Annotated in this window: 18 protein-coding genes; 9 read left to right on the top strand and 9 right to left on the bottom strand. The window is 72.5% G+C overall.

Annotated features, from left to right (window positions below):
* The first annotated feature begins 85 nt into the window (after window positions 1-85).
* The gene (locus ACFY29_RS20995) at window positions 86-2,197 is read left to right on the top strand and encodes a DUF6077 domain-containing protein (RefSeq protein ID WP_386988595.1); all 2,112 of its coding nucleotides are present in this window, start codon (window positions 86-88) and stop codon (window positions 2,195-2,197) included.
* A 273-nt stretch (window positions 2,198-2,470) separates the two neighbouring features.
* Window positions 2,471-4,228, top strand: a complete 1,758-nt coding sequence (locus ACFY29_RS20990) for a CDP-glycerol glycerophosphotransferase family protein (protein ID WP_386988592.1) — start codon at window positions 2,471-2,473, stop codon at window positions 4,226-4,228.
* A gap of 58 nt (window positions 4,229-4,286) precedes the next feature.
* Here the strand turns inward: ACFY29_RS20990 and ACFY29_RS20985 are convergent, their stop codons facing one another.
* On the bottom strand, window positions 4,287-4,625 hold the full coding sequence (locus ACFY29_RS20985; protein WP_328425656.1) for a DUF952 domain-containing protein: 339 nt from the start codon (window positions 4,623-4,625) through the stop codon (window positions 4,287-4,289).
* 114 nt (window positions 4,626-4,739) lie between these two features.
* Between ACFY29_RS20985 and ACFY29_RS20980 the strand changes: the two genes are divergently transcribed.
* The 3 genes from ACFY29_RS20980 to ACFY29_RS20970 are packed head-to-tail and all read left to right on the top strand — an operon-like array spanning window position 4,740 to window position 7,241.
* A complete protein-coding gene (locus tag ACFY29_RS20980) occupies window positions 4,740-5,051 on the top strand; it encodes a hypothetical protein (protein ID WP_328425658.1) in 312 nt (103 codons plus the stop codon).
* Window positions 5,052-5,087: 36 nt separating this feature from the next.
* Window positions 5,088-5,795 carry a response regulator transcription factor gene (locus ACFY29_RS20975; RefSeq protein ID WP_386988588.1) on the top strand — a complete coding sequence of 236 codons (708 nt, stop codon included), beginning with the start codon at window positions 5,088-5,090 and terminating at the stop codon, window positions 5,793-5,795.
* A gap of 9 nt (window positions 5,796-5,804) precedes the next feature.
* Window positions 5,805-7,241 (top strand): ATP-binding protein, encoded by a 1,437-nt coding sequence (locus tag ACFY29_RS20970; RefSeq protein WP_328425662.1) that lies wholly within the window; start codon window positions 5,805-5,807, stop codon window positions 7,239-7,241.
* Window positions 7,242-7,244: 3 nt separating this feature from the next.
* On the opposite strand, the gene ACFY29_RS20965 is transcribed toward ACFY29_RS20970, so the two are convergent.
* From ACFY29_RS20965 to ACFY29_RS20950, 4 genes are all read right to left on the bottom strand, one after another.
* A complete protein-coding gene (locus ACFY29_RS20965) occupies window positions 7,245-8,165 on the bottom strand; it encodes a TAXI family TRAP transporter solute-binding subunit (RefSeq protein ID WP_328426429.1) in 921 nt (306 codons plus the stop codon).
* A 111-nt stretch (window positions 8,166-8,276) separates the two neighbouring features.
* The gene (locus ACFY29_RS20960; RefSeq protein WP_328425664.1) at window positions 8,277-8,969 is read right to left on the bottom strand and encodes a hypothetical protein; all 693 of its coding nucleotides are present in this window, start codon (window positions 8,967-8,969) and stop codon (window positions 8,277-8,279) included.
* Between the two features lie 108 nt (window positions 8,970-9,077).
* Window positions 9,078-9,875 (bottom strand): peroxide stress protein YaaA, encoded by a 798-nt coding sequence (yaaA, locus tag ACFY29_RS20955; RefSeq protein ID WP_328425666.1) that lies wholly within the window; start codon window positions 9,873-9,875, stop codon window positions 9,078-9,080.
* 65 nt (window positions 9,876-9,940) lie between these two features.
* Window positions 9,941-11,560: an ArnT family glycosyltransferase gene (locus ACFY29_RS20950; protein WP_386988584.1), complete on the bottom strand. Its 1,620-nt coding sequence runs from the start codon at window positions 11,558-11,560 to the stop codon at window positions 9,941-9,943.
* 123 nt (window positions 11,561-11,683) lie between these two features.
* On the opposite strand from ACFY29_RS20950, the gene ACFY29_RS20945 reads away from it, so the two are divergent.
* Together ACFY29_RS20945 and ACFY29_RS20940 are read left to right on the top strand one after the other, a co-directional pair.
* The gene (locus tag ACFY29_RS20945) at window positions 11,684-12,724 is read left to right on the top strand and encodes a phosphatase domain-containing protein (RefSeq protein WP_328425670.1); all 1,041 of its coding nucleotides are present in this window, start codon (window positions 11,684-11,686) and stop codon (window positions 12,722-12,724) included.
* Between the two features lie 110 nt (window positions 12,725-12,834).
* Window positions 12,835-14,847 (top strand): family 10 glycosylhydrolase, encoded by a 2,013-nt coding sequence (locus ACFY29_RS20940; protein ID WP_386988580.1) that lies wholly within the window; start codon window positions 12,835-12,837, stop codon window positions 14,845-14,847.
* A gap of 83 nt (window positions 14,848-14,930) precedes the next feature.
* On the opposite strand, the gene glgB is transcribed toward ACFY29_RS20940, so the two are convergent.
* From glgB to glgA, 3 genes are all read right to left on the bottom strand, one after another.
* On the bottom strand, window positions 14,931-17,033 hold the full coding sequence (glgB, locus tag ACFY29_RS20935; RefSeq protein ID WP_386988577.1) for a 1,4-alpha-glucan branching protein GlgB: 2,103 nt from the start codon (window positions 17,031-17,033) through the stop codon (window positions 14,931-14,933).
* Window positions 17,021-19,096: a maltotransferase domain-containing protein gene (locus ACFY29_RS20930; protein ID WP_386988574.1), complete on the bottom strand. Its 2,076-nt coding sequence runs from the start codon at window positions 19,094-19,096 to the stop codon at window positions 17,021-17,023. The genes glgB and ACFY29_RS20930 overlap by 13 nt, the downstream gene beginning before the upstream one ends.
* A 131-nt stretch (window positions 19,097-19,227) precedes the next feature.
* Window positions 19,228-20,448 (bottom strand): glycogen synthase, encoded by a 1,221-nt coding sequence (gene glgA, locus ACFY29_RS20925; protein WP_355607314.1) that lies wholly within the window; start codon window positions 20,446-20,448, stop codon window positions 19,228-19,230.
* 70 nt (window positions 20,449-20,518) lie between these two features.
* Here glgA and glgC point away from each other — a divergent pair, with 70 nt between their 5' ends.
* The gene (gene glgC / locus ACFY29_RS20920; protein WP_328425685.1) at window positions 20,519-21,751 is read left to right on the top strand and encodes a glucose-1-phosphate adenylyltransferase; all 1,233 of its coding nucleotides are present in this window, start codon (window positions 20,519-20,521) and stop codon (window positions 21,749-21,751) included.
* 46 nt (window positions 21,752-21,797) lie between these two features.
* The gene (gene pgm / locus ACFY29_RS20915; protein WP_386988569.1) at window positions 21,798-23,441 is read left to right on the top strand and encodes a phosphoglucomutase (alpha-D-glucose-1,6-bisphosphate-dependent); all 1,644 of its coding nucleotides are present in this window, start codon (window positions 21,798-21,800) and stop codon (window positions 23,439-23,441) included.
* 19 nt (window positions 23,442-23,460) lie between these two features.
* On the opposite strand, the gene ACFY29_RS20910 is transcribed toward pgm, so the two are convergent.
* Window positions 23,461-24,369 carry an NAD(+)/NADH kinase gene (locus ACFY29_RS20910; RefSeq protein WP_386989886.1) on the bottom strand — a complete coding sequence of 303 codons (909 nt, stop codon included), beginning with the start codon at window positions 24,367-24,369 and terminating at the stop codon, window positions 23,461-23,463.
* Window positions 24,370-24,533: the final 164 nt, after the last annotated feature.

Genomic DNA, 24,533 nt, shown 5'->3' with positions numbered 1-24,533 from the left:
TCGGTCTCCGCTAGGCTGCCCCCTTGGCACCCGGCCGTCACCGTGCCGAAACCCGCCCCTGATCCGCCCGACGAGAAGGACACCCGTGGCCAACGTCGACAGCATCGCCGTCGCGCCCACCAGCACGGACCCGGCACCGGGGTCCGATCAGGCTCCCCAGCCCAGCACCGGCCCCGCCCGCGCCCCGGCAGCCCGGTTCCGCGCGCTGGTGGCCGCCACCCCGGCGCTGCTCACCGATGGCGCCGTGGTCGCGTTCGCACTCTGGACCGTGCTCTACCACGCGGCCTTCCTGGGGGACCTGCGCCCGTCGGTGACCTTCCGGATCTGGCTGGTCGCCTGCGTGCTGCTCGCCGTCGTGGCCCTGCTGCGCGCCCGCCGCCGTTCCGCCGGCACCCTGAACGCCAGCGAGCCGGCCTCGGCTGATCCGGCACCCGCGCCGCCCGCCGTCGACCGCCGCCTGCTGATCGGGGTGCTGGCCGCCGCCGTCGTGGCCGCGATCACCGCCGGAGTGGCCGGGACGGATGTCGACATCTCCTGGTGGATCCCCGCGGTGGCCGGTCTGCTCGCGGCGGTCGGCGGCATCCTGCTGCTGCGCAAGGTCTGGCTGAGCGGCCCGACGTCCACGTCGGTCGCGCCCGCGCCCACCGCCGCGCAGTCGGCGTACGCGCTGGTCGTCTCGGTGCTGGTCGGGATCTCCTCGTTCTTCCTGGCCCGGAACACCCCGGACGACGTGTACTACGTGGGCAAGTCGGTCTGGATCGCCGAGCGGGACATCGTTCCGCTCAACGACTTCCTGTTCTCCGAGAACGTCCTGCCGGCGATGGGCTCGCAACCGCCGATCCCCTCGATCGAGGTGTTCGACGGCGCGCTCGCCAACGTGATCGGCATCCACGCGGCCTCGGCCACCTGGTACCTGGTCCTGCCGATCATGGCGGTGCTCGCGGTGCTGGCGCTCTGGCGGCTGACGCACCGGTGGGCGCCGCGCCGCCCGGTGCTCGCCTTCAGCGTGGCCGTCGCGTACCTCTACCTGGTCGTCGGCGGGGACGCCGCACTGGGAACGTTCCACCTGCCCCGGCTGTACGAGGGCAAGGGCATGTTCGTCTCGGCGGTGATCCCGCTGATGTGGCTCTACCTGACCGAGTGGTTCGACAACCGCTCCCGGCGCAGTCTGCTGCTCATCGTGGCGCTCTCGATCACCGCGATCGGCCTCACCACCACCGCCGCGATCATCCTGCCGATGCTGGTCGGCGCCGCCGGCTTCGCCATGCTCCTGGTCGGGCGGTGGAAGGCCGCACTGGTGGCCGGGGTCGCCGCGCTCGCGTACCCGATCGGCTCGGTGGTCGTCTCCCGCCTGGTGCTCGGCGGGATGAGCGCCAGTGGCGCGGACGATGCCTTCTTCGACGCGGCGTACACCTACCGGCGGACGCTGATGGTCGGCGTGGTCGGCGTGATCGGCGGCCTGGCGCTCTGGTGCGGCCCGCTGCTGGCCCGTCGTCGCACGCCCGCGCTGATCACAGCCGGTGCCACCCTGGCGCTGAGCGTGCTGTTCGTTCCCGGCGTGCTGGAAGCGATGAGCGCGCTCAGTGGCATCTCGGTGGTGCTCTGGCGGGTGCCGTGGCTGCTCGCCCTGCCAACGCTGATCGGGTTGCTCTGCACCGTGCGCGTGCCGGTCGCGTCACGGGCTATGCGCCGCGCGGCGTCCGGCGGGATCGCGGTGCTGCTGGTCGCGTCGTTCGCCCTCTTCGCCACCCCGATGTGGTCGCCGACGAGCTGGGTCGACGTGCACGACCGACCCACGTGGAAGCTGCCCCAGCAGCGCCAGTCGATCGCCTTCTGGATCAAGGGGCTGGACCGGCCGCCGGGCCTGCTGCTCGCGCCGAAGACGATCATGCGGACCTCCCTGATCGTCACCAGCGAGGTCCGGGTTGTCCTGCCCCGCGACTTCTACCTCGTCGAGTACGACCTCAACTCGCAGTTCGCCAAGGACCGCCTGCTGCTCGCCGCGTTCGCCGACGGCGGCGACACCACCCCGTCGCCGTCCGAGCTGGCGCCAGCGCTCGACCGGCTGGACGTGGGCACCATCTGCGTCTACAACGGCAACCAGTACGCCCGCGACATGGCACCACAGCTCGGCTACCAGGAGTTCGCCGAGCGCCGGGCACCCGGTGCGATGACCTGCTACCGGCGGGTCGGCTGAGCGCACGCCCAGCAGAGATGGCCGGCTCCGTTGTGGTGCCCGGCTTACCGAGCTACGGAGCTTTGACCGGAATGGTGCCGGATACCCGAGCGACGCCATCATGTCCCTTCGCGTTAAGGTCGCAGTCACACGTGGCCGGCCGCCACGAGGAATCGGGGCCGCCGCCACCGTGGCCCGCCGCACTCCTGCGGGTGCGGTCGGCCAGGCGCGGCGGGAAGTGACGCCGACCACCACGGGCCCAGCCCGTCCTCGAACTCGTAGGGAGCGAACTCTTTGTTCGGCACGTTGACAGGACGCATCGGAGTGGCCGCCCAGAGCGCGCTGCTGGTGCTGTCCTACCTGGTCATGCTCGTCGCCGGCGCACTCGGCTGGATCGGTCTGTTCGCCGTTGCCGGGCTGATCGCCGTGCTCGGCGAGTTCGCCCTGTCCCGTTGGTCGCCGCCGTCACTGCTGCTGCTGGACAAGGTCGGCCTGCACTGGTCGTACCGGCAGCTGACCCGGGACCTCGCGGCCGTGCTGGTGGTCGCCGCGGAGGTGTCTCTCAGCGGCACCGAGCTGACCTGGCTGCTGGTCCTGCCGGCCACCGTCTGGGTCGTCTCGGTCTTCGCCGGAGCGCTCTCCACGATGATCGACCGTCGTAACCCGCTCTCCGCCATGGTGCGCAACATCGAGCTGGGTCCGCTGCGCTCGGCCCCCCGGCCGCCGGCCTGGGCGGCCGCGGTCGCCGGGGACCGGATGCCCCTGCTCAACGTGCTGCTCGTGCCGGCAGCCGTCGCGGCCGCGGTGCAACACGACCCGACGCCGTTCTTCGTCGCCGCGGTGGTGGCGGTGGTGGCGACCGGACTGGTGGGCGCGATCATCGCGCTGACCTGGCTGCGTGGTCGGGGTACCGGGCAGGACCCGCTGCTGCCCGCCGTCCAGCGTTGGTTGGACACCCACCGGCCCGAGGTGGCGCTCTACTTCGCCGGCCCGGCCAAGGACGTCTACCAGGCGAACATGTGGCTCGCTCCGACCGAGGCGCTGGGCCAGCCCGCGGTGGTGCTGATGCGCAACCGGGAGGCGTTCCTGGAGTTGGCCGACACCCGGCTGCCGGTGATCTGCGTACCGGCCGGGGTGGACTTCATGAACCTCGAGCTCAGCAGCGTCCGCGCGGCGCTCTACTCCGCGAACGTCGGCGCGAACATCCACCTGCTCCGCGATCCCGGCATGAAGCACGTCTTCGTCGGGCACGGCGACAGCGACAAGCAGGCCAGCGTCAACCCGTACAGCAAGGTGTACGACGAGGTCTGGGTCGCCGGCCTGGCCGGCCGGGAGCGGTACGCCCGGGCCGGGGTGGGCGTGCTCGACTCGGACATCGTCGAGATCGGCCGGCCGCAGTTGGCCGGTGTGCACACCTTCGGCGCCGAGTCGGTGGACCGGCCGTTCACCGTGCTCTACGCGCCCACCTGGGAGGGATGGCTCGACGACGACCCATACCACACCTCGCTGGTGCTGATGGGGGAGCGGATCGTCAAGGGGCTGCTGGCCACCAATCCCCGGGTGCGTCTGATCTACAAGCCGCACCCGCTCACCGGGTCGCGGTCCAAGGCTGCCAGGGTCACGCACGAGCGGGTGGTGGATGCCATCCGGGCCGCCGGCGGCAACCCGAACGCGGCCTCTCTGGACGGGACCGCGCACCTGGTGGTCACCGGCCGCACGCCGGCGCTGTTCGACTGTTTCAACCAGACCGACCTGCTGATCAGCGACGTGTCCAGTGTGGTCTCCGACTTCGTGCAGAGCCAGCGGCCGTACGTGGTGGCCAACCCGGCCGGCCTGCCGGAGGACGAGTTCCGCCGGGAGTACCCGACCGCGCGGGCCGCGTACCTGCTCTCCAAGGACTGCGGCGAGCTGGAGAAGATCGTGGCGGTGACCCGGGCCGGCGACGACCCGATGACCGAGGCCCGCCGGGAGCTGAAGACCTACCTGCTCGGCCCCGCCGAGGCCAACCCGATGGACCGGTTCCAGGAGGAGATCGGCCGGCTCTGCCGCTGAACCTCGCGTTCGGAGATCCGCGCCCGGCCCGACACCCGTCGGGCCGGGCGCGGTCACGTCAGCCCAGCAGGGCGGCCACCGCGTCGGGCACCGGGACGTCGGCCGGCAACGCCCGCGCCGCCGCCACCGCCGTCACCGGCAGCGGGCCGTACAGGTGCGGGAAGGGTTGCCCGCCCCGCGACGGCTCCCAGCGCAGCGCGTCGCCCAGCCGCTCCTCCTCGACGCTGAGCAGGGTCAGCCCGCTCGCTCCGCTGAAGTATCGGCTGGCGGTCTGCACCACCTGGTCCGGACCGGAGAGGTGGATGAACCCGGACTCGTGGTCCATCGCCGTGCCGGTGAAGGTGCCGGCGGCGAGGGCGTCGTTCCACTCCGCGGTCGGCAGCAGTTTGTAGATCACAGCGGCAGCCTACGTGCGCCTCGCGGCCGTCCCCGCCCGGTTTTCGCGCGTACCGCCTCGGCCGTCGCCCCCTGCCGGGCATGCTCAGGTGGAGCGGCCGCGGAGGGGATGGCGATGGAGAGCTACGACGACGACTGGACCGACAGCCAGCGCGCGCTGTACGACGAGTGCTACCGGGCCGGCGGCGAGTGGGCGGACGATCCGGACACCCCGTCCGACGACGTACAGCACGTGATCAACCTGGCCGAGGCGGACGACGACGCCTTCCAGGACGCCGAGATCGACTACGCACCCCTGGTCGACGCGGTCACCCAGGCCAGCGGGGTCAACGTCACCAGCGTGCCGGCCCGCCACGACGACCCCGGTTTCCGGGGCTTCACCGACGGCGTCCGGGACGCCACCGCCGACGACGTCTTCGGCCTCTGACCGACCCGGCTGGGAGGCGGCCCTCCCGCTCGCGCCATGCTTCTGCCACCATTCGCTGGACAGCGCTGCGAACGGACGGGGGCACAGGTGCGGATCCTGCTGGTGGAGGACGACCGTCGGGTTGCCGCCGCGCTCTCCTCCGCCCTCACCCGCCGCGGCTACCAGGTCGAGCACGCGGCCACCGTCGCCGCGGCGCTCTCCGCCGCTCCGTGCGACCTGGTGCTGCTCGACCTGACCCTGCCCGACGGGGACGGCACCGACCTGTGCCGGGAGCTGCGTCGGCGCAGCAGCCAGCTCGGGATCATCGCGGTGACCGCGCGGGGCGAGGAACGCGATCGGGTGCTCGGCCTGCGCCTCGGCGCGGACGACTACGTGGTCAAGCCGTTCTCGATGGTGGAGTTGCAGGCCCGGATCGAGGCGGTGCTGCGCCGGGCCGCGAACACCGCGCCGGAGCGGCACCTGATCGAGGCCGGGGCGGTGCGCATCGACGTGGCCGCCCGGACGGTGAGGGTGGACGGCCGCGAGGTCACGTTGACCCGCAAGGAGTTCGACGTGCTGCTCTCGCTGGCCCGCCAGCCGGGGGTGGCGGTGCCCCGCGACCGCATCCTGCTCGACGCCTGGGGCACCACCTGGGCCGATCGGCACACCGTCGAGGTGCACGTCGGGTCGCTGCGCGGCAAGCTGGGCGACGCCCGCCTGGTGGAGACCGTACGCGGGGTCGGCTACCGGCTGCGCGATGCGTGAGGGGCTGCCGTGCGCCGTCGACTGGTGATCAGCTATCTGCTACTGATGGTGCTCGTCCTCATCGCGTTGGAGAACCCGCTGGCTGTCACCCTGGCCAGCCGCGAGACCGAACAGGTCCGCGCCGACCGGCTCGCCGACGCCACCCGGTTCGCCTCGCTGGCCGGGCCGGCGCTGCGCGGCGGCGGGCCGGGCCCACTCGAAGCGGAGCTGCGCAGCTACGACGAGCTGTACGGGATCGGCGCGGCGGTCGTCGACCGGGACCGTCGCACCGTGTTCGCCTCGGCGAGCTGGCGGCCCGCCGGGGGGACCGCGACGGCTCTGGACATCGCGCTGTCCGGGCAGCAGACCAGCACCCCCGCCACGGTCTGGCCGTGGACGGCCGGCGCGGTGGTGGTGGCGGTGCCGATCAACGACGGCGGCGAGGTGCTCGGCGCGGTGGTGATCGTGACGTCGGTCGACCCAATCCGCCGGGCCGTCACCTCCTGGTGGTTGCTGCTCTTTCTGGCCGGCCTGCTCGCCATGCTGGCCTGCGTACTCACCGCGTTCGGGCTGGCCAGCTGGGTGCTGCGCCCGGTCACCGAGCTGGACGCGGTCACCCATGAGATCGCCGAGGGCGATCGGGGTGCCCGGGTGCAGCACCGACTCGGCCCGTCGGAGCTGCGCCGGCTCGCGGCCAGCTTCAACCACATGGCCGACGTGGTCTCCGACGTGATGGACCGGCAGCGCGCGTTCGTCGCGCACGCCAGCCACCAGTTGCGGAACCCGCTCACCGCGTTGCGGCTGCGGGTGGAGGAGCTGGGTCCCAGCCTCACCGACCCCGACGGGCGCTCCGAGCACCGGCTGGCGCTGGAGGAGACCGACCGGCTGGCGCTGGTGCTCGACGCGCTGCTCACCCTGGCCCGGGCCGAACGCGAGGAGAACGAGCGGGTCACCGTGGACGCCGCCGCCGTGGCCGCGTCCCGGGTGGCCGCGTGGGCGCCGTTGGCCCGGCACCGGTCGGTCGCGCTGCGGCTCGCCACGAGCGACGCCCCGGCGTACGCCCGGACCGTGCCGACCGCCGTCGACCAGGCTCTGGACGCGTTGATCGACAACGCGGTGAAGTTCAGTGGGGCCGGCGGGGCGGTGACGGTGACCGTGGCCCGCCGCGACCAGGGGGTGGCTCTGGAGGTGCGGGACACCGGCCCGGGGATGACCGAGAGTCAGCTCGGGCAGGCCACCGAGCGGTTCTGGCGGGCACCGGACGCACAGAACGTGGACGGCGCCGGGCTCGGCCTGACCATCGCCGCGGTGCTGGTGGACGCCTCCGACGGGCGACTCACCATGCGACCGGGGGAGCGGCGCGGGCTGGTCGCCGCCCTGTGGTTCCCGGCGCCCGCACCTGACCCTGAAGCCGACCCGGCCGACGGGGAACCGACCGCCGACCTGCGGCCCGCCCCGGCTCGGTAGTGGTCAGGGCTTGGCCGCGCGGTACCAGGCGGCGGCCCCCGGGTGCAGCGACAGCGGCGCGGTGGCGATCGCCGAGCGCGGGCTCATCTGCCCCGCCGCCGGATGCGCGGCGCCCAACTCGGCCCGGCGCTCCATCAGCAGCCGGGTCACCTCCCGGACCAGCCGCTCCGGCAGGTCGGCCCGGACGATCAGGTAGTTCGGGTCGGCCACCGTGGTCACCGGGTCCACGCCGTACACCGAGCGGGGGATGTCCCGGGAGACGTAGACCTGGCCGTAGCGGGCGCGCAGCGGCTCCGTCCACTCGCCGAGGTCCACGATTCGGGTGGCGCTGCGTCCGGCCAGCTCCTTGATGCCCTGCACCGGCAGTCCGCCGGAGAAGAAGAACGCGTCGATCTCCCCGGCGCGGAGCGCGGCCACCGAGTCGTCCAGCCCGAGCCGCTCCCGGAGCACCCCGTCGCCGCCGAGCTGGGCCACCTCCAGCAGCCGCATCGCGGTGATCTCGGTGCCCGATCCGGGTGCGCCGACGGAGACCCGCCGGCCGCGCAGGTCGGCGACCGTGCGGACCGGCCCGCCGCCGGTGGTGACCAGGTGCAGCTGGTCGTCGTACACCCGGGCGACAGCGTTGACCGACGGGCTTTCCGAGGTGGTGGTGGGCAGCACGTCGGCCTGGGTGAAGCCGAGTTCGGCTGCTCCGGAGCCGATCAGCCGGACGTTCTCCGCCGAGGCGGCGGTGACCACCACGGTGGCCCGCACGTTGGGCAGCTCCCGGTTGAGGATGGCGGCCAGGGACTGCCCGAAGGCGTAGTAGACGGCGGTCGGGCTGCCGGTGGCGATCCGGATCGGCAGCGGCTCGGCCTGGGCGTCCCGGCAACTGGCGGCACCGGCCACGGTTGTGGCCAGCAGCAGCGCCAGCAGCGCGGCCATTCCCACGCGGCGGCGGCCGAGCCGGCCGGACGAGGTACGACTCACGCGGAGCACTGTGCGCTGCCGGAACGGTGCGCGCAAGCCCCGTTCGGGTGGGTGGGGCGTGCCGGGTCAGCAGGCCGGGCGGCGTTCCGGCTCCGTTTCCGAGCCCCGTGCGGCCTCCATCGCCGCGCTGCGCAGAATCCGCTCCCGGTCCGGCCCGTCGGCGACGCTGACCAGGAAGCAGCCGGTGCCGGGGCGGAGCACGGCCGGGACATCGAGCACGGCCGCGCTACGGATCAACACCGCGGCCAGGTCCCGGTCAGTGAGCCGTACGCCGAGGATGTGCCGGCGGACGTGCCGCCCGCCGGCCAGCAGCGCCGACCGCCAGGCCGCCGCCGCGAGCCGGGACACCCACCGGCGACGGGCCGGTGAGGCACCGGGCTGCGGCCCACCGAGCAGCTCCCGACGCCCCTGCCACCAACCGGCGTTCAGCAGCCGGGTGTACGCGCCGTGATGCTCCGGGGGCACCCAGAGCCGGTGCAGCTCGTAGCGGCGGCGCAGGCCGCCGACGGCCACCTCCTGGGTCACCGGAATGTCCAGCCGGGCGAGCAGCTGCCGCATCCGCTGAGCGGCGTCCTCCCGGTTGAACTCCACTCCCGGCGAGTGCGACCGGAGCGCCGCGGTCGGCCGGGCGACGGTCGGCAGGGGTGTGCACCGCAACAGGCAGGCGGCCTCGAACGCGTCGCCCAGGGTCAGCCAGTCCAGCGGGGGTGGCGTCGCCGGCGAGCGGAGCCGGTCGAGCAGGGCGGGTTCACGGGCCAACGAGGCGCTCCCTTGTCGGAGTCTGGGTTCCCCTACCGTGACCCCTGCCCAGCCCTTGCGGAACTGATCCCGCCCAGCCTTGAGGAAATCTTGCGGCTGGCGACCCGCCTACAGCTCGGTGACCACCAGATCCACCTGTCGCGGCCGGCCGGCTGGGGCGGCCTGCTCCACGACGGTGTGCTTCAGCTCGCGCAGCGTGCCGACCAGTTCCCCGGCGGTTCGCGGCCGGGCGCCGGCGATCAGCAGGTCACGGACCAACCGCCCCTTGGTCGCCTTGTTGAAGTGGCTCACCACCGAGCGGACCGGCACACCGTCGACCTCCCGCTCGTGCAGCACCCGCACGGTCACCGTGCGCTCGGCCAACTCCCCGCGCGGCGTCCAGGTGGCCGCGTACGAGCCGGAGCGCAGGTCGAGCACCGGCCCGGTGCCGGCCGCAGCCGTCAGGGCCGGCGCCAGCACCGGCCGCCAGTACGCCGACAGCGCCCCCACGCCGGGCAGCCGGGCACCGATCGGGCAGCGGTACGGCGGGATCCGGTCGGCGAGCCGGACCGCGCCCCACAGGCCGGAGCTGATCAGGATCGACCGGCGGGCCGCCCGCTGCGCCGCCGCCGGCAAGGAGGCCAGCTCCAGCGCCTCGTAGAGCACCCCGGTGTAGATCTGCGCTGCCGGCGCGGTGGCCGCCACCCGCAGCCGGGCGTTGCGGCGCAGCTCGCCGCGCTGGCCCTCGCTGAGCCCGAGCGCCGCCCGCGCCGCCGCCTCGTCCGGCCCGGTGCTCAGCGCCACCAGCGCGTCCAGCACCCGCTCCCGGGCCGGGTTCAGCTCGGGCAGCGCGAGCCGGTCCGGGTCCCACCGTCGGCCGGTGCCGGCGTCGGCCTTCCCCTCCGAGGGCGGCAGCAGGATGAGCATCGGGTCTCCTCGACGGGTGGGACGGCGGCGCCCACGCGCCGGTTCGGCCAGCGTACGACCCGCCGTTACCGCCAGGGCCGCACCGGGGTGTCGGGGTGGTACACGCGATAGCCGTCGACCTCCCGTACCGGTGCGGCGTCGGGCTCGTCGGCGAGCAGTCGACGCAGCCGCCGCTCCATCGGCGAGTCGATCTCCACCACGTAGCCGGGTCGCTCGGCCCGCCCGACCTGCCGCCAGTACGGCAGGTACCGGTTCTGGCCGGGGGACAGGTCATCGTCGAGCACCCCGCAGACCACCGTCTCGTCGGTGTTGAAGACCAGTCGGTTGCAGGTCCAGTAGTCCCCGTACACCTCGTGGGGGCCGTTGGCGCGCAGCGCGGCGGCGAGTTCCCGGGCCTGCCGCTCCTCGGTCCGCGACGCCCGCACGTCGGTGGTCACGAAGAGCACGGTGATCACCAGCATGGTCGCCGTCAGGCCGGCCAGCACGGCGGTGGCCAGTGCGCCGGTGAGCCGACCGAGCACCCCGACCGTGCCCCGCCAGCAGGCCACCGCGGCCACCCAGAGCGGCCAGAGCACTGCCGGCAGCGACAGTTGCAGCACCGACAGGTAGCGGGCGTTGTCCAGCGGACTGGTCGCGGCGAGCGGGCTGCGCACGTACGACAGCAGGGTCAACGCGGCGCCGGCGACCAGGGCGAGCTGCACCACCGGCCGGACACGCTCCCCGCGCGGCGCTCCCGCGGCCCGGCGGTACGCGAGGACCGCGAGCACCGCGGCGACCACCAGCAGCACCGGGTAGAGCAGCCCGAACCACTGCTGCCAGCGGCCGCAGCCGTCCACCGGGCAGAGCCCGTGCGCCAGCGGCACCCCCTCCAGCAGGCCGCCCCGGATCCGGTCCGACCACGGTGGCAGCGGGCCTTCCTTGGTGCTCACCTCCCGGAACACCGACAGCGAGTCGTCACCCGGCGCCGCCCGGAGGTTGTCCCAGAGCATCGGTGCCACTCCGACCACGACGCCCGCCACCAGCAGCAGGCCGGACCAGCCGACGAGTTCCCGCCGCGCCGCCCACACCAGCGCCAGCCCGGCCACCGCCAGGTAGGGCAGGATCAGCCAGTCCGACCAGGCGGCCAACCCGACGAGCAGGCCGAACAGCGCGACGGCGAGCCGGCGGCGGTGGACCGTGCCGGCCGCCAGCCCCACGGTGATCAGCAGCATCAGCAGCACCGCCGGCTTCACCTCGGGCCGTCCGCCGACCACGGTGAGCTGATCGCGCACCACCCGCTCCGGCCCGAGCGCCAGCAGGCCGACGATGAAGGCGGCGAACCACGGCGCGCAGAGCCGGCGGGTCAGCCGGTGGATCAGGTAGAGGAAGACCGCGTACAGCGCGAGCATCGGCAGCCGCAGCACCGGCCAGCTCGGCCCGGCCACCGCGACCAGCGGCGCGGCCAGGTACGACTCCAGCATCCCCATGTAGTGCTGGCCGTAGAGGAAGACCGGGTGCTCCCGGCCCTGCCCGATGTGCAGCGCGGCGAGGCCGAAGGTGGCCTCGTCGCTGTTCGACACCGGCACGGTGTACAGCGTCAGGACCAGCCGGTACCCGATGCCGGCCAGACCGAACAGCAGCGCGGCGAGCGCCGGTCGGTCGAGTCGTGGGCGCCACCGCCCACGGTGCTGCTCTGGTTTCGACACGACCACGCCCCCGTCGTCGTCCCGACCGGAGTGTTTCACGCATGGCGGGCTGGTCGGGGTGGTTCGGCTCAGCCGGGGTCGGCTCGCGTGGCCGTGGCTGTCGACGTGTGGCAGGGTTGGCGCGTGCCACCCACTCCCGCCGGCCAACTGGCCGTTCCGAACCTGCACCGGGCCGCGCGGATCGAGGACGCCGTGCACCAGCTCGTGGAGCGTCGGCTGCGGCGCACCGGCTGGCGGATCAACATCATCGCGTACACCAACTACGGCTCCCCGGGCTGGGTGCGGGTGATGTGCCGGGTGCTGCTCGGTCGGCCGGACACCCGTCAGCGGGGCCGGTTGGACAAGGTCCGCGGCTGGCGCAGCTTCACCACCCTGCCGGCCAAGCACGTCACGGTGACCATCGAGGCCGGCGGCGTGCGGCACGAGACCCGGGCCGACCGCAGCGGCTTCGTCGACACCCTGGTAGAGGCCGACCTGCCGCCCGGGTGGGGCACTGTCCGGCTCAGCGTCCCGGACGCCGAGCCGGTCGACGCGCCGGTGCGCATCCTCGACCCGGACGTCAAGTTCGGCATCCTCTCCGACATCGACGACACGGTGATGGTGACGGCGCTGCCCCGGCCGCTGCTCGCCGCGTGGAACACGTTCGTGCTCGACGAGCACGCCCGCAACGCCGTGCCCGGCATGGCGGTGCTCTACGAGCGGCTGGTCACCGCGCACCCCGGCGCCCCGGTCTTCTACCTCTCCACCGGCGCCTGGAACGTGGCGCCGACGCTGACCCGGTTCCTGTCCCGGCACCTCTACCCGGCCGGGCCGCTGCTGCTCACCGACTGGGGCCCGACGGCGGACCGTTGGTTCCGCAGCGGCCGGGAGCACAAGCGGGTGACCCTGGCCCGGCTGGCCCGGGAGTTCCCCGACGTGCGTTGGCTGCTGGTCGGCGACGACGGCCAGCACGACCAGGAGATCTACCGGGAGTTCGCCGCCGCCCACCCGGAGAACGTGGCGGGGGTGGCGATCCGCCGACTCTCCCCGACCCAGTCGGTGCTGGCCGGTAGCCTGCCCGCCCCGGCCGGCCTCCCGTCGACGGGGCCGGTGGGGCAGAAATGGCTCTCCGCGCCGGACGGCGCCGGCCTGTGGAAGCTGCTGCGCGACGCCGGCCTGGTCTGACCGCCGGTCCGCCGGGTATCGGACGGTGGTCGGCGTCGCGAGGTGACTTCGTAGCGGGAAAATTGTGAAGGATACTTGCGCAACGGATCGGCAACCTTGAACATATTTTCGTGCGTAGAGACTATGGTCGATATCTGTCCGGGCTGGCGCTGGTAGCGGCGCTGGTGCTCGGCGCGGCAGCCCCCGCCTCCCCACCCGCCCCTCCGGACACCGTGCCGGTGGCCGCCCAGGCGGCCTGCGTGACCGATCCGGCAACCCCGAAGCGGCAGCTACGCGGCATGTGGATCGCCAGCGTGGCCAACATCGACTGGCCCAGCCGCACCGGGCTCACCCAGGCGGCCCAGCAGGCGGAGTACCGGGGCTGGCTCGATCTTGCCCAGCAGCGTCGGATGAACGCCGTCGTCGTGCAGATCCGCCCCGCCGCCGACGCGTTCTGGCCGTCCACCTATGAGCCCTGGTCGCAGTGGCTCACCGGCACCCAGGGCGGCAACCCCGGCTACGACCCGCTGGCCTTCATGGTGGCCGAGGCGCATGCCCGCAACCTGGAGTTCCACGCCTGGTTCAACCCGTATCGGGTCGCCACCCACACCGACCTGACCAAGCTGGCGGCCAGCCACCCGGCCCGCAAGAACCCGGGCTGGGCCGTCGCCTACAACGGCCAGCTCTACTACAACCCCGGCATCCCCGCTGTCCGCGCCTTCGTGCAGGACGCCATGATGGACGCCGTCCGCCGCTACGACATCGACGCGGTGCACTGGGACGACTACTTCTACCCGTACCCGGGCAGCGGTGGGGGTTTCCCCGACCAGGCCACCTTCGCCCAGTACGGCGCCGGCTTCAGCAACATCGCCGACTGGCGGCGCAACAACGTCAACCTGTTGGTGCAGGAGATGCACAACCGGATCCAGGCGATCAAGCCGTGGGTGAAGCTCGGCGTGAGCCCGTTCGGCATCTGGCGCAACGCCGGCACCGATCCGCTCGGCTCGCGCACCACCGGCCTCCAGTCGTACGACGCGATCTACGCCGACACCCGCCGCTGGGTGAAGCAGGGCTGGATCGACTACATCGCCCCGCAGATCTACTGGCACATCGGCCACTCCTCGGCCGACTACGCGGAGCTGGTCCGCTGGTGGTCCGAGACCGTGGCCGGCACTGACGTGCAGTTGCTCGTCGGGCAGGCCACCTACCGCGCCGGGGCGTCCGGGCAGGACGCCGCCTGGCAGGACCCGGCGGAACTGACCGACCACCTGACGCTCAACCGCACCTACCCCCGGATCCTCGGCGACATCCACTTCAGCGCCAAGGACGTCCGCGCCGACCGCATCGGCGCCGTCTCCCGGGTGGCGACCGACCACTACCGCCGGCCCGCGCTGGCGCCGGCCGGGTTGGGCGGCGCCGCGCCCGCCGCGCCGAACCTCACCTCGGCGGTACGCGGCACCGGCGGCGTGACCCTGAACTGGCAGCGCGGTGCGACCGGCAGCACGTCCGCGTACGCGGTGTACCGGCTGCCCGGCGACGGCGCGGTCGACCCCTGCGACCTGGCCGACGCCCGCAACCTGCTCGGCACGGTTCGCGCCTCGGGCAGCACCGGGACGTTCACCGACGCCACCGCCGCGGCCGGCTCGACCTACCGGTACCTGGTGACCGGGCTGGACCGGCTGCACCACGAGAGCCCGGCCAGCAACGCGCGGTTGGTCACCGGCACCGGCGGCACGTTCAGCGTGATCGTGGACAACGCCACCGCCGGTGGCTTCACCGCCGCCGCCACCTGGGGCACGTCGTCGTACCTCGCCACGCGGTACGGCGCCAACTACCGGTTCGCCGAGCCGCAGGCGGTCAGCGACCCGGCCTGGTTCAGCACGACGCTGCCCGTCGCCGGCTCGTACCGGGTCGAGGTCTGGTACCCGGCCGACTCCGGCTACAACAGCGCCACGCCGCACCTGGTGGCGACGGCGAACGGGACCGTGACGGCCACCGTCGACCAGCGCAGCGGCGGCGGGCAGTGGCGGGTGCTGGGCACCTACGACTTCGCCGCGGGGACGCGCCAGGTCGTCGGGGTCAGCCGCTGGACCAGCACCCAGGGGTACGTCGTGGCCGACGCCGTCCGGATCACCCGGCTCTGAGCGCGCCGTTCCCCCGGGGCGTCTCGACGCGTCGGGGGAACGGTCCCGCCCGCCCAGACGTCGCCCGGACCCGGCGCGCCCGGTCAGTCGCGGCGGAGCCAGATGACGCCGAGTGGGGGGACCTGGAGGGCGGCGGAGGCGACCATGCCGTGCCACGGCACGTCCTCGGCGTGCACCTCGCCCAGGTTGCCCACCCCGGAGCCGCCGTAGTGGTGGGCGTCGGTGTTGAGCACCTCAGCCCAGGTGCCGCCGGCCGGCAGACCGATCCGGTAGTCGTGCAGCGGCTGGGCGGAGAAGTTCGCCACGCAGACCAGCGTCGAGCCGTCCGGGGCGATCCGGATGAACGACACGGTGTTGTTGGCGACGTCGTCACCGGCGATCCAGCGGAACCCGGCCGGCTCGGTGTCCTGCGCCCAGAGCGCCGGGGTGTCCCGGTAGACCCGGTTCAGGTCACCGACGAGGCGCTGCACGCCGGCTCGTGCCGGGTCGTGCAGCAGGTACCAGTCGAGGCCGCGCTCCTCGCTCCACTCCCGGTCGTCGGCCAGCTCGGAGCCCATGAAGAGCAGCTGCTTGCCCGGGTGCGCCCACATGTAGGCCAGCAGCGCCCGTACGTTGGCCAGCCGCTGCCAGGTGTCGCCGGGCATCTTGCCGGCCAGGGAGCCCTTGCCGTGCACCACCTCGTCGTGGCTGATCGGCAGCACATAGTTCTCGCTCCAGGCGTACGCCAGGGAGAAGGTGAGCTGGTGGTGGTGGTGCTGCCGGTAGATCGGGTCCTTCGAGGTGTAGAGCAGGGTGTCGTGCATCCAGCCCATGTTCCACTTGAACCCGAAGCCCAGCCCGCCCTCGGCGGTGGGCCGGGTCACGCCCGGCCAGGCGGTGGACTCCTCGGCGATCATCACCACCCCGGCGTGGTGCTTGTAGACGGTCGCGTTCACCTCCTGCAGGAACGCGATGGCCTCCAGGTTCTCCCGACCGCCGTACTGGTTGGGGGCCCACTCGCCGTCCTTGCGGGAGTAGTCCAGGTAGAGCATCGAGGCGACGGCGTCCACCCGCAGCCCGTCGATGTGGAACTGGTCGCACCAGTAGAGCGCGTTGGCGACCAGGAAGTTGCGGACCTCGCGGCGGCCGAAGTCGAAGACGTAGGTGCCCCAGTCGGGGTGCTCGCCGCGCCGCGGGTCGGGGTGCTCGTAGAGCGGGGTGCCGTCGAAGCGCGCGAGGGCCCACTCGTCCTTGGGGAAGTGCGCCGGCACCCAGTCCAGGAGGACGCCGACGCCGGCGGCGTGCAGCTGGTCGACCAGGTACCGGAAGTCGTCCGGGTCGCCGAAGCGGGAGGTCGGCGCGTAGTAGCCGGTCACCTGGTAGCCCCAGGAACCGCCGAACGGGTGCTCCATCACCGGCAGGAACTCCACGTGGGTGAAGCCCAGTTCGGTCACGTACGCGGTGAGCTGCTCGGCCAGCTCGCGGTAGCCGAGACCGGGCCGCCACGAGCCGAGGTGCACCTCGTACACGCTCATCGGCTCCTGGTGCGGCTGCCGCTCGGCCCGGCGGGCCAGCCAGTCCGCGTCGGACCACCGGTACGTCGAGTGGTGCACCACCGACGCGGTGGCCGGCGGCACCTCGGCGTACGCCGCGAGGGGGTCTGCCTTGTCCCGCCACTGCCCGTCGGCGCCGAGCACCCGGTACTTGTAACGGGCCCCGACCCGGGCGTTGGGGACGAACAGCTCCCACACGCCGCTGGAGCCGAGCGAGCGCATCGACCAGCCGTCGTCGGGCGCCCAGCCGGTGAAGTCGCCGACCAACCGCACCCCGTGCGCGTTGGGCGCCCAGACGGTGAACGCGACGCCCTCGTCGAAGACCCGGGCGCCGAGCGCCTCCCACAGCCGTTCGTGCCGGCCCTCGCCGATCAGGTGCAGGTCCAGCTCGCCGAGGGTCGGCGGGTAGCGGTACGGGTCGTCGTGCACGGCACCGTCGACCTCCACCCGGTAGTCGAGCACGGTGCCCTCGACGCGACTCTCGAAGACACCGATGTCGTGCACCCGCTTCATCGGGTGCCGCTCGTCGCCGATGAGCAGCACGACGTCGCCGGCGCCTCGGCGCATCGTGCGGATCGTCGTCCACCCGTCGGCGGGGTGCGCGCCGAGCAGCGCGTGCGGGTCGTGCGTCACGCCGGTGATCAGCTGGTCCATCGGGCGTCCTTCGAGGCGGGAGCGGTCGGCGTGGTACCGCCGGACAGGTCGGCGGGGACGTCCGCGACGGTGAGCGTGGCCGGAACGGTCGCTGCGCGTACCGGTGCGGCGGGCGGGTTCGACCGGCGCACGGTCAGCACGTGTGCCGGTTGCAGGTACGGGTCGAGCCGCACCGCGTTGCGCTGACCCCAGTCGTAGCTGGTGCCGGTGAGCTCGTCGTGCACGGTGAACCGCTCGTGCCAGTCGAAGCCGAGGGCGGGCATGTCCAGCGTGGTGTTGCCCCACTGCACGGTGCGCGGGTCGAACGAGCAGATCACGATGACGGTGTTGCCGGTCTCCGGGTCGTGTTTGGACCAGCAGAGCAGCGCCGGGTTGTCGATCTCGTGGAAGCGCAGGTTGCGCAGCTGGTGCAGGGCCGGATTGTCGTGGCGTACCCGGTTGAGGGTGGCGAGGAACGGTGCCAGCGAACGGCCCTGCGCCTCGGCGCCGGCCCAGTCCCGGGGGCGCAGCTCGTACTTCTCGTTGTCCAGGTACTCCTCGGCGCCGGGGCGGGCCACGTGCTCGAACAGCTCGTAGCCGGCGTACAGGCCCCAGGAGGGGGAGAGCAGCGCGGCCAGCACCGCCCGGATCTTGAACATCGGTGGGCCGCCGTGCTGCAACGACTCGTGCAGGATGTCCGGGGTGTTCGGCCAGAAGTTGGGCCGCATGTAGTCGGCCGCTGCGAGCAGTTCCTCGCAGTACGCCCGCATCTCGGCCGCCGATGTGCGCCAGGTGAAGTAGGTGTACGACTGGGTGAAGCCGATCTTGCCGAGACCGTGCATGATGGCCGGCCGGGTGAACGCCTCGGCCAGGAACAGCACGTCCGGGTCGACCGCCTTCACCTCGGCGATGAGCCAGTGCCAGAAGTCGAACGGCTTGGTGTGCGGGTTGTCCACCCGGAAGATCCGGATGCCCTCGCCGACCCAGTGCAGCACCACCCGCAGCACCTCGGCCCGGATGCCCTCCGGATCGTTGTCGAAGTTCACCGGGTAGATGTCCTGGTACTTCTTCGGCGGGTTCTCCGCGTACGCGATGCTGCCGTCGGCCCGGGTCGTGAACCACTCCGGGTGCTCGCTGACCCACGGGTGGTCCGGCGCGCACTGCAACGCCAGATCCATGGCCACCTCCAGGCCCAGGGCCGCCGCGGCCTCGATGAAGGCCCGGAAGTCTGCCGGCGTACCCAGGTCGGGGTGGATGGCGTCGTGGCCGCCCTCGGCGGCGCCGATCGCCCACGGCGAGCCCACGTCGTCCGGCCCGGCGGTGAGCGCGTTGTTGGGGCCCTTGCGGTTGACCCGGCCGATCGGGTGGATCGGTGGCAGGTAGAGCACGTCGAAGCCCATCGCCGCGACGCCCGGCAGCCGATCCGTGGCGGTGGCGAAGGTGCCGGAGCGCGCGCCCACCGCTCCCTCTGAGCGCGGGAAGAACTCGTACCAGGCGGAGAAGAGCGCGCGCTGCCGGTCCACCCAGAGGGAGTACGTGTCACCCTCGGTGATCAGCTCCCGCACCGGATGCTCCCAGAGCAGGTCGGCCAGGGCCAGCGCCGGGTCGACCCGCTGCGGCAGCGGCAGGTCGGTGTCGACCAGCGCCGTGAGAGCCGTGGCGACCCGGGCCCGCTCGGCGGCCGGCACCAGCTCGCGGGCGGCGGTGAGCACCCGGGCACCCTCGGCCAGGTCGTTGGCCAGCTCGGCCGGCCCCTGCCCGGCGGCCACCTTCTTGGTCACTGCGTTCTGCCAGGTCAGGTACGGATCCTGGAACGCCTCGACGGTGAAGACCCAGGCGCCGACCGTGTCCGGACGAACGGTGGCGTGCCAGCGGTCCTGCCCCGGCTCGCCGGGGCGCATCCGGGTGAACGGCCGCGCCGCACCGTCCGGGCCGAGCCACACCACGTTGCAGCCGAGCGCGTCGTGACCCTCACGGTAGGCGCGGGCCGACACCGGCACCGGCTCGTCGACCACTGCCTTGGCCGGGTAGCGACCGCAGGCGACGGCGGGGGAGACGTCTTCGATCGGGAACCGTCCAGTCACCCCGCCAACCTACTGTGCGAGATCCTCTCGCGCGCGGCAAGCAACTCCAACAGCACGATCATGGGGCCGGGCGGCGCCACTCGCGAGCCCTCAGAGGCGCAGGGTTGGCGCGAGATGGCGATCTGAGCGGGTCAGCCCGCTGCCCCGACCGAGCGGTACACGTCGAGTGTCTGCCGGGCGACGGCGTCCCAGGAGAAGTGCTCCACCGCGCGCTGCCGGCCGGCCTTGCCGAACCGCGCGGTGCGAGCCGGGTCGGCCAGCAGCGTGTTGACCGCCGCCGCCAGGTCGGCGACGAACTTCTCCGGGGCCAGCGGCCGGCCGGACCCGTCGGCGGCCTGCTCGATCGGCACCAGCAGGCCCGTCTCACCGTCGGCCACCACCTCGGGGATGCCACCGGTGGCGGTCGCCACCACCGCCGTCTCGCAGGCCATCGCCTCCAGGTTGACGATGCCCATCGGCTCGTACACCGACGGGCAGACGAAGACGGTGGCGTGGGTGAGCACCTGGATCACCTCGGGCTTGGGCAGCATCTCGGCCACCCAGACCACCCCGGAGCGGTTGGCCCGCAGCTCGGCGGCCAACTCCTCCACCTCGGCGGCGATCTCCGCGGTGTCCGGAGCGCCGGCAAGCAGCACGAGCTGGGTGTCCGCCGGCAGCTCCCGGGCGGCCCGCAGCAGGTAGGGCAGCCCCTTCTGGCGGGTGATCCTTCCGACGTACACCACGCTGGGTCGGGCCGGGTCGATGCCGAGCCGCTCCAGCACGTCGGTGCCCCGGTCCGGGGCGTACTGGATGGTGTCGATGCCGTTGTAGACCACCCGGACCCGGTCCGGGTCGACCTGCGGGTAGGCGGCCAGCACATCGCGGCGCATCCCACCGCTGACCGCGATCACCGCGTCGGCGGCCTCCACCGCCGTGCGCTCGCACCAGGAGGAGAGCGCGTAGCCGCCGCCGAGCTGCTCGGCCTTCCACGGCCGCAGCGGCTCCAGACTGTGCGCGGTCATCACGTGCGGCACCCCGTGCAGCAGCTTCGCGGTGTGTCCGGCCAGGTTGGCGTACCAGGTGTGGCTGTGCACCACGTCGGTGCCGGCCGCGCCGGCGGCCATCTCCAGGTCCACGCCCATGGTGCGCAGCGCGGCGTTCGCGCCGGTGAGGCCGGGCGGTTCGGCGTACGCGGTGACGCCCGGCTCGGTGCGCGGCAGACCGAAGCAGTGCACCCGCACGTCGGCGAGTCGGCGCAACTCCCGGGCCAGGTACTCGACGTGCACGCCGGCGCCGCCGTAGACCTCCGGCGGGTACTCACGGGTCAGTAGATCGACGCGCAGGGAGCCGGTGGCCGGGGAGGAGTCGGTCATGTGCGCACCCTAGTGCAGAAGACTCCCCGTACGAGTGGTGAAGTGCGACGCGGGTGGATAGCGTCGGGGCATGGCTGCCAAGGTGCTCGCGATCGTCCTGGCGGGTGGGGAGGGCAAGCGCCTGATGCCACTCACCACGGACCGGGCCAAGCCGGCCGTCCCGTTCGGCGGGATGTACCGCATGGTCGACTTCGTCCTCTCCAACCTGGCCAACGCCGGCTATCTCAAGATCGTCGTGCTGACCCAGTACAAGTCCCACTCCCTCGACCGGCACATCACCAAGACCTGGCGGATGTCCACGCTGCTCGGCAACTACGTCACCCCGGTACCCGCGCAGCAGCGTCGCGGCCCCTGGTGGTTCGCCGGCTCCGCCGACGCCATCTACCAGAGCTTCAACCTGATCAACGACGAGCAGCCTGACTACGTGATCGTCTTCGGCGCCGACCACATCTACCGGATGGACCCGCGGCAGATGGTGGAGGACCACATCGCCTCTGGCGCCGCGGTGACCGTCGCCGGCATCCGCCAGCCGCTGTCGACGGCCGACCAGTTCGGCGTCATCGAGGTCGGCGAGGACGGTCGGCGCATCCGGGCGTTCCGCGAGAAGCCCACCGACGCGGTCGGCCTGGCGGACGCACCGGACGAGATCTACGCGTCGATGGGCAACTACGTCTTCACGACCCGGGCGCTCTGCGAGGCGGTCGAGCGCGACGCGGAGGACAAGACCAGCAAGCACGACATGGGCGGCAGCATCATCCCGATGCTCGTCGAGCGGGGCGAGGCCAACGTCTACGACTTCCGGGACAACGAGGTGCCGGGCACCACCGACCGGGACCGCGGTTACTGGCGAGACGTCGGGACGCTCGACTCGTTCTACGACGCGCATATGGATCTGATCAACGTGCACCCGGTGTTCAACATGTACAACTTCGACTGGCCGATCTACACGGAGCAGCCGCCGTGGCCGCCGGCGAAGTTCGTGCACCAGTGGGGCGAGCGGGTCGGCCGCGCGGTCGGCTCGATGGTCTCCCCGGGCGTGGTGATCTCCGGCTCGCTGGTGGAAAACTCGATCGTCTCGCCGAAGGTGCGGGTGCACTCCTGGGCGCACGTCGAGGGCTCGGTGCTGATGGAGGGTGTCGAGATCGGCCGGCACGCGGTGATCCGACGAGCCATCCTGGACAAGAACGTGTTCGTCCCGGAGGGCGCCGAGATCGGCGTCGACCTGGAGAAGGACCGGCAGCGCTACACCGTCTCCGACAACGGCATCGTGGTGATCGGCAAGGGCCAGAAGGTCGAGCTGTGATCCCTGCCGGCCCGTCGTCCGTCGCAGTACCGAGGAGGTAGACCCCGTGCCCCATCCCCGTGCCGGCCAGCCCGCCGAGGCCGCCGACCTGGTCGACGTGCCGCGCCTGGTGACCGCCTACTACGCCGAGCACCCGGACCCGGCGGACCCGGCGCAGCAGGTCTCCTTCGGCACCTCCGGCCACCGGGGTTCCAGCCTGCGCAACGCGTTCAACTCCGACCACATCCTGGCGGTCACCCAGGCGCTCTGCGACTACCGACGGGAGCACGGCCCGGACGGCCCGCTCTTCCTCGCCCGGGACACGCACGCGCTCTCCGCGCCGGCCGCGGTGGACGCCCTGGAGGTGCTCGCCGCCAACGGGGTCACCGTGCTGGTGGACAGCCGCGACGGCTACACCCCGACCCCTGCGCTGTCGCACGCGATCCTCACCCACAACCGGGGGCGCACCAGCGGGCTCGCCGACGGCATCGTCATCACCCCGTCGCACAACCCGCCCGACGACGGCGGCTTCAAGTACAACCCCACCAACGGCGGGCCGGCCGACACCGACGTCACCAGGTGGATCCAGGACCGGGCCAACGCGATCCTCGCCGCCGGGCTCAAGGAGGTCCGCCGGATCACCTACGCCCGGGCCCGGGCCGCTGACACCACCGGGGAGTACGACTTCCTCGCCAACTACGTCGACGACCTGCCGGCGGCCATCGACGTCGACGCCATCCGTGACGCCGGGGTCCGGATCGGCGCGGACCCGCTGGGCGGGGCGAGCGTGGCGTACTGGGGCGAGATCGCCGAGCGGCACCGGCTGGACCTGACCGTGATCAACCCGACGGTCGACCCGACCTGGCGGTTCATGACCCTGGACGGCGACGGCAAGATCCGAATGGACTGCTCCTCGCCGAACGCCATGGCGTCGCTGATCGCCGCCCGCGCCAACTACCAGATCTCCACCGGCAACGACGCCGACGCCGACCGGCACGGCATCGTCACCCCGGACGCCGGCCTGATGAACCCCAACCACTACCTGGCGGTGGCGATCAACCACCTGTTCCGCACCCGACCCGACTGGGGTCCGGCCGCCGCGGTGGGCAAGACCCTGGTCTCCTCGTCGATGATCGACCGGGTCGCCGCCGACCTCGGTCGGCCGCTGCTGGAGGTGCCGGTCGGCTTCAAGTGGTTCGTGCCCGGGCTGCTGGACGGTGCGGTCGGCTTCGGCGGGGAGGAGAGCGCCGGCGCGTCGTTCCTGCGCCGCGACGGCTCCACCTGGACCACCGACAAGGACGGCATCCTGCTCTGCCTGCTCGCCGCCGAGATCCTGGCGAGCACCGGGCGCAGCCCGAGCGAGCACTGGGCCGAGCTGGCCGAGCGGTTCGGCGCGCCCTCGTACGCCCGGATCGACGCCCCGGCCACCCGTGAGCAGAAGGCCGTGCTCGGCAAGCTCTCCCCAGAGCAGGTAACCGCCACCGAACTGGCCGGCGAGCCGATCACCGCGACGCTGACCAGCGCGCCCGGCAACGGTGCGCCGATCGGCGGTCTCAAGGTCAGCACGCAGTCCGGCTGGTTCGCCGCCCGGCCGTCCGGCACCGAGGACGTCTACAAGATCTACGCCGAGTCGTTCCAGGGGCCGGAGCACCTGGCGCGCATTCAGCAGGAGGCCAAAAACCTGGTGGACGGGGTGCTCAGCCAGGCCTGACCCCGCCCAGTGGGGTCGGTCAGCAGGGTGGGGGGCGATCCTGCTGGTGATGCTGGAGCTCCTCGGGCAGCAGCTCGCGGAGCTGCTCGGGCAGGAACGGCAGGTCGAGCAGGCTCATCTTCAACTGGTTGCGTTCCTGGTAGCGCAGCGGGTCGAGGCGGACCACCAGGCCGGCGTTGCGCCGGTAACTGATGTCGATGGCCCCCTCGGTCGCCGCGTCCCGGAACACCAACCCGTCCATCTCCACGGCGACCGCCGCCGAGTTGGGTTCCAGCTCCAGCCGGATCTTCTCCCCTGGAGAAAGCACCACCGACCGGGAGATACCGGCCATCGGTGCCGATGGCGTCACCACCACCACGTCCGCCGCCGGGGAGATCAGCGGTCCACCGGCGGCGTAGCTGTACGCCGTGGAGCCGATCGGCGTGCTGACCACCACGGCGTCGCAGCGGTAGTAGCCGTACTGCTGGCCGTCGATCCCGAGGGTGGCGGTGATGAAGCCGGAGCCGGGCTGACGGACCAGGGCGATGTCGTTGAACGCCACGACGTCGTCGCCGCACACGTCGCAGGCCAGGCAGGCGTGCGACTCGACGGTGAAGTCCTTCGACAGCAACCTGCTCAACGCCTCGGGCAGCTCCGGCGGTTCGACCTCGACCAGAAAGCCGAGCCTGCCCAGGTGCACGCCGAGCACCGGTTTCGGGTCGAGGATGGCGGAACGCAGCGCTCCCAGCATGGTGCCGTCACCACCGATGCTGATCAACGCGTCGGCGCGGACGGCCACCGCGTCCGCCGGCACCGGCTCGACGCTGGCAGGTACGCGGTGCTTGTCTTCCTCGCGCACCATCAGCGACTTGTGGTGGCGCGACGCCCACCGTTCGATGATCTCGACCACCTCGGAGACATCCCGGGTGGGGTGCAGCACCAGACCCAGCCCCGACACCCGTACAGCTCATCACATCGGCGTCGGATACGCCTGGCGTACCCCGAAGGTGGGGCCGCGGGGCGGGGGCCCCCCGCCCCCCCCCCCCCCCGCCCCGGGGGGGGGGGGCCGGGCGGGGGGGGGGCGCCCCGGGGCCCCCCGCCGGGCGGGGGGGC

The sequence above is a fragment of the Micromonospora sp. NPDC000668 genome, assembly GCF_042897975.1.
GTDB lineage: Bacteria > Actinomycetota > Actinomycetes > Mycobacteriales > Micromonosporaceae > Micromonospora.
Note: the sequence above shows the minus strand (reverse complement) of the source record. Positions and strands in the feature narration are given on the sequence as shown.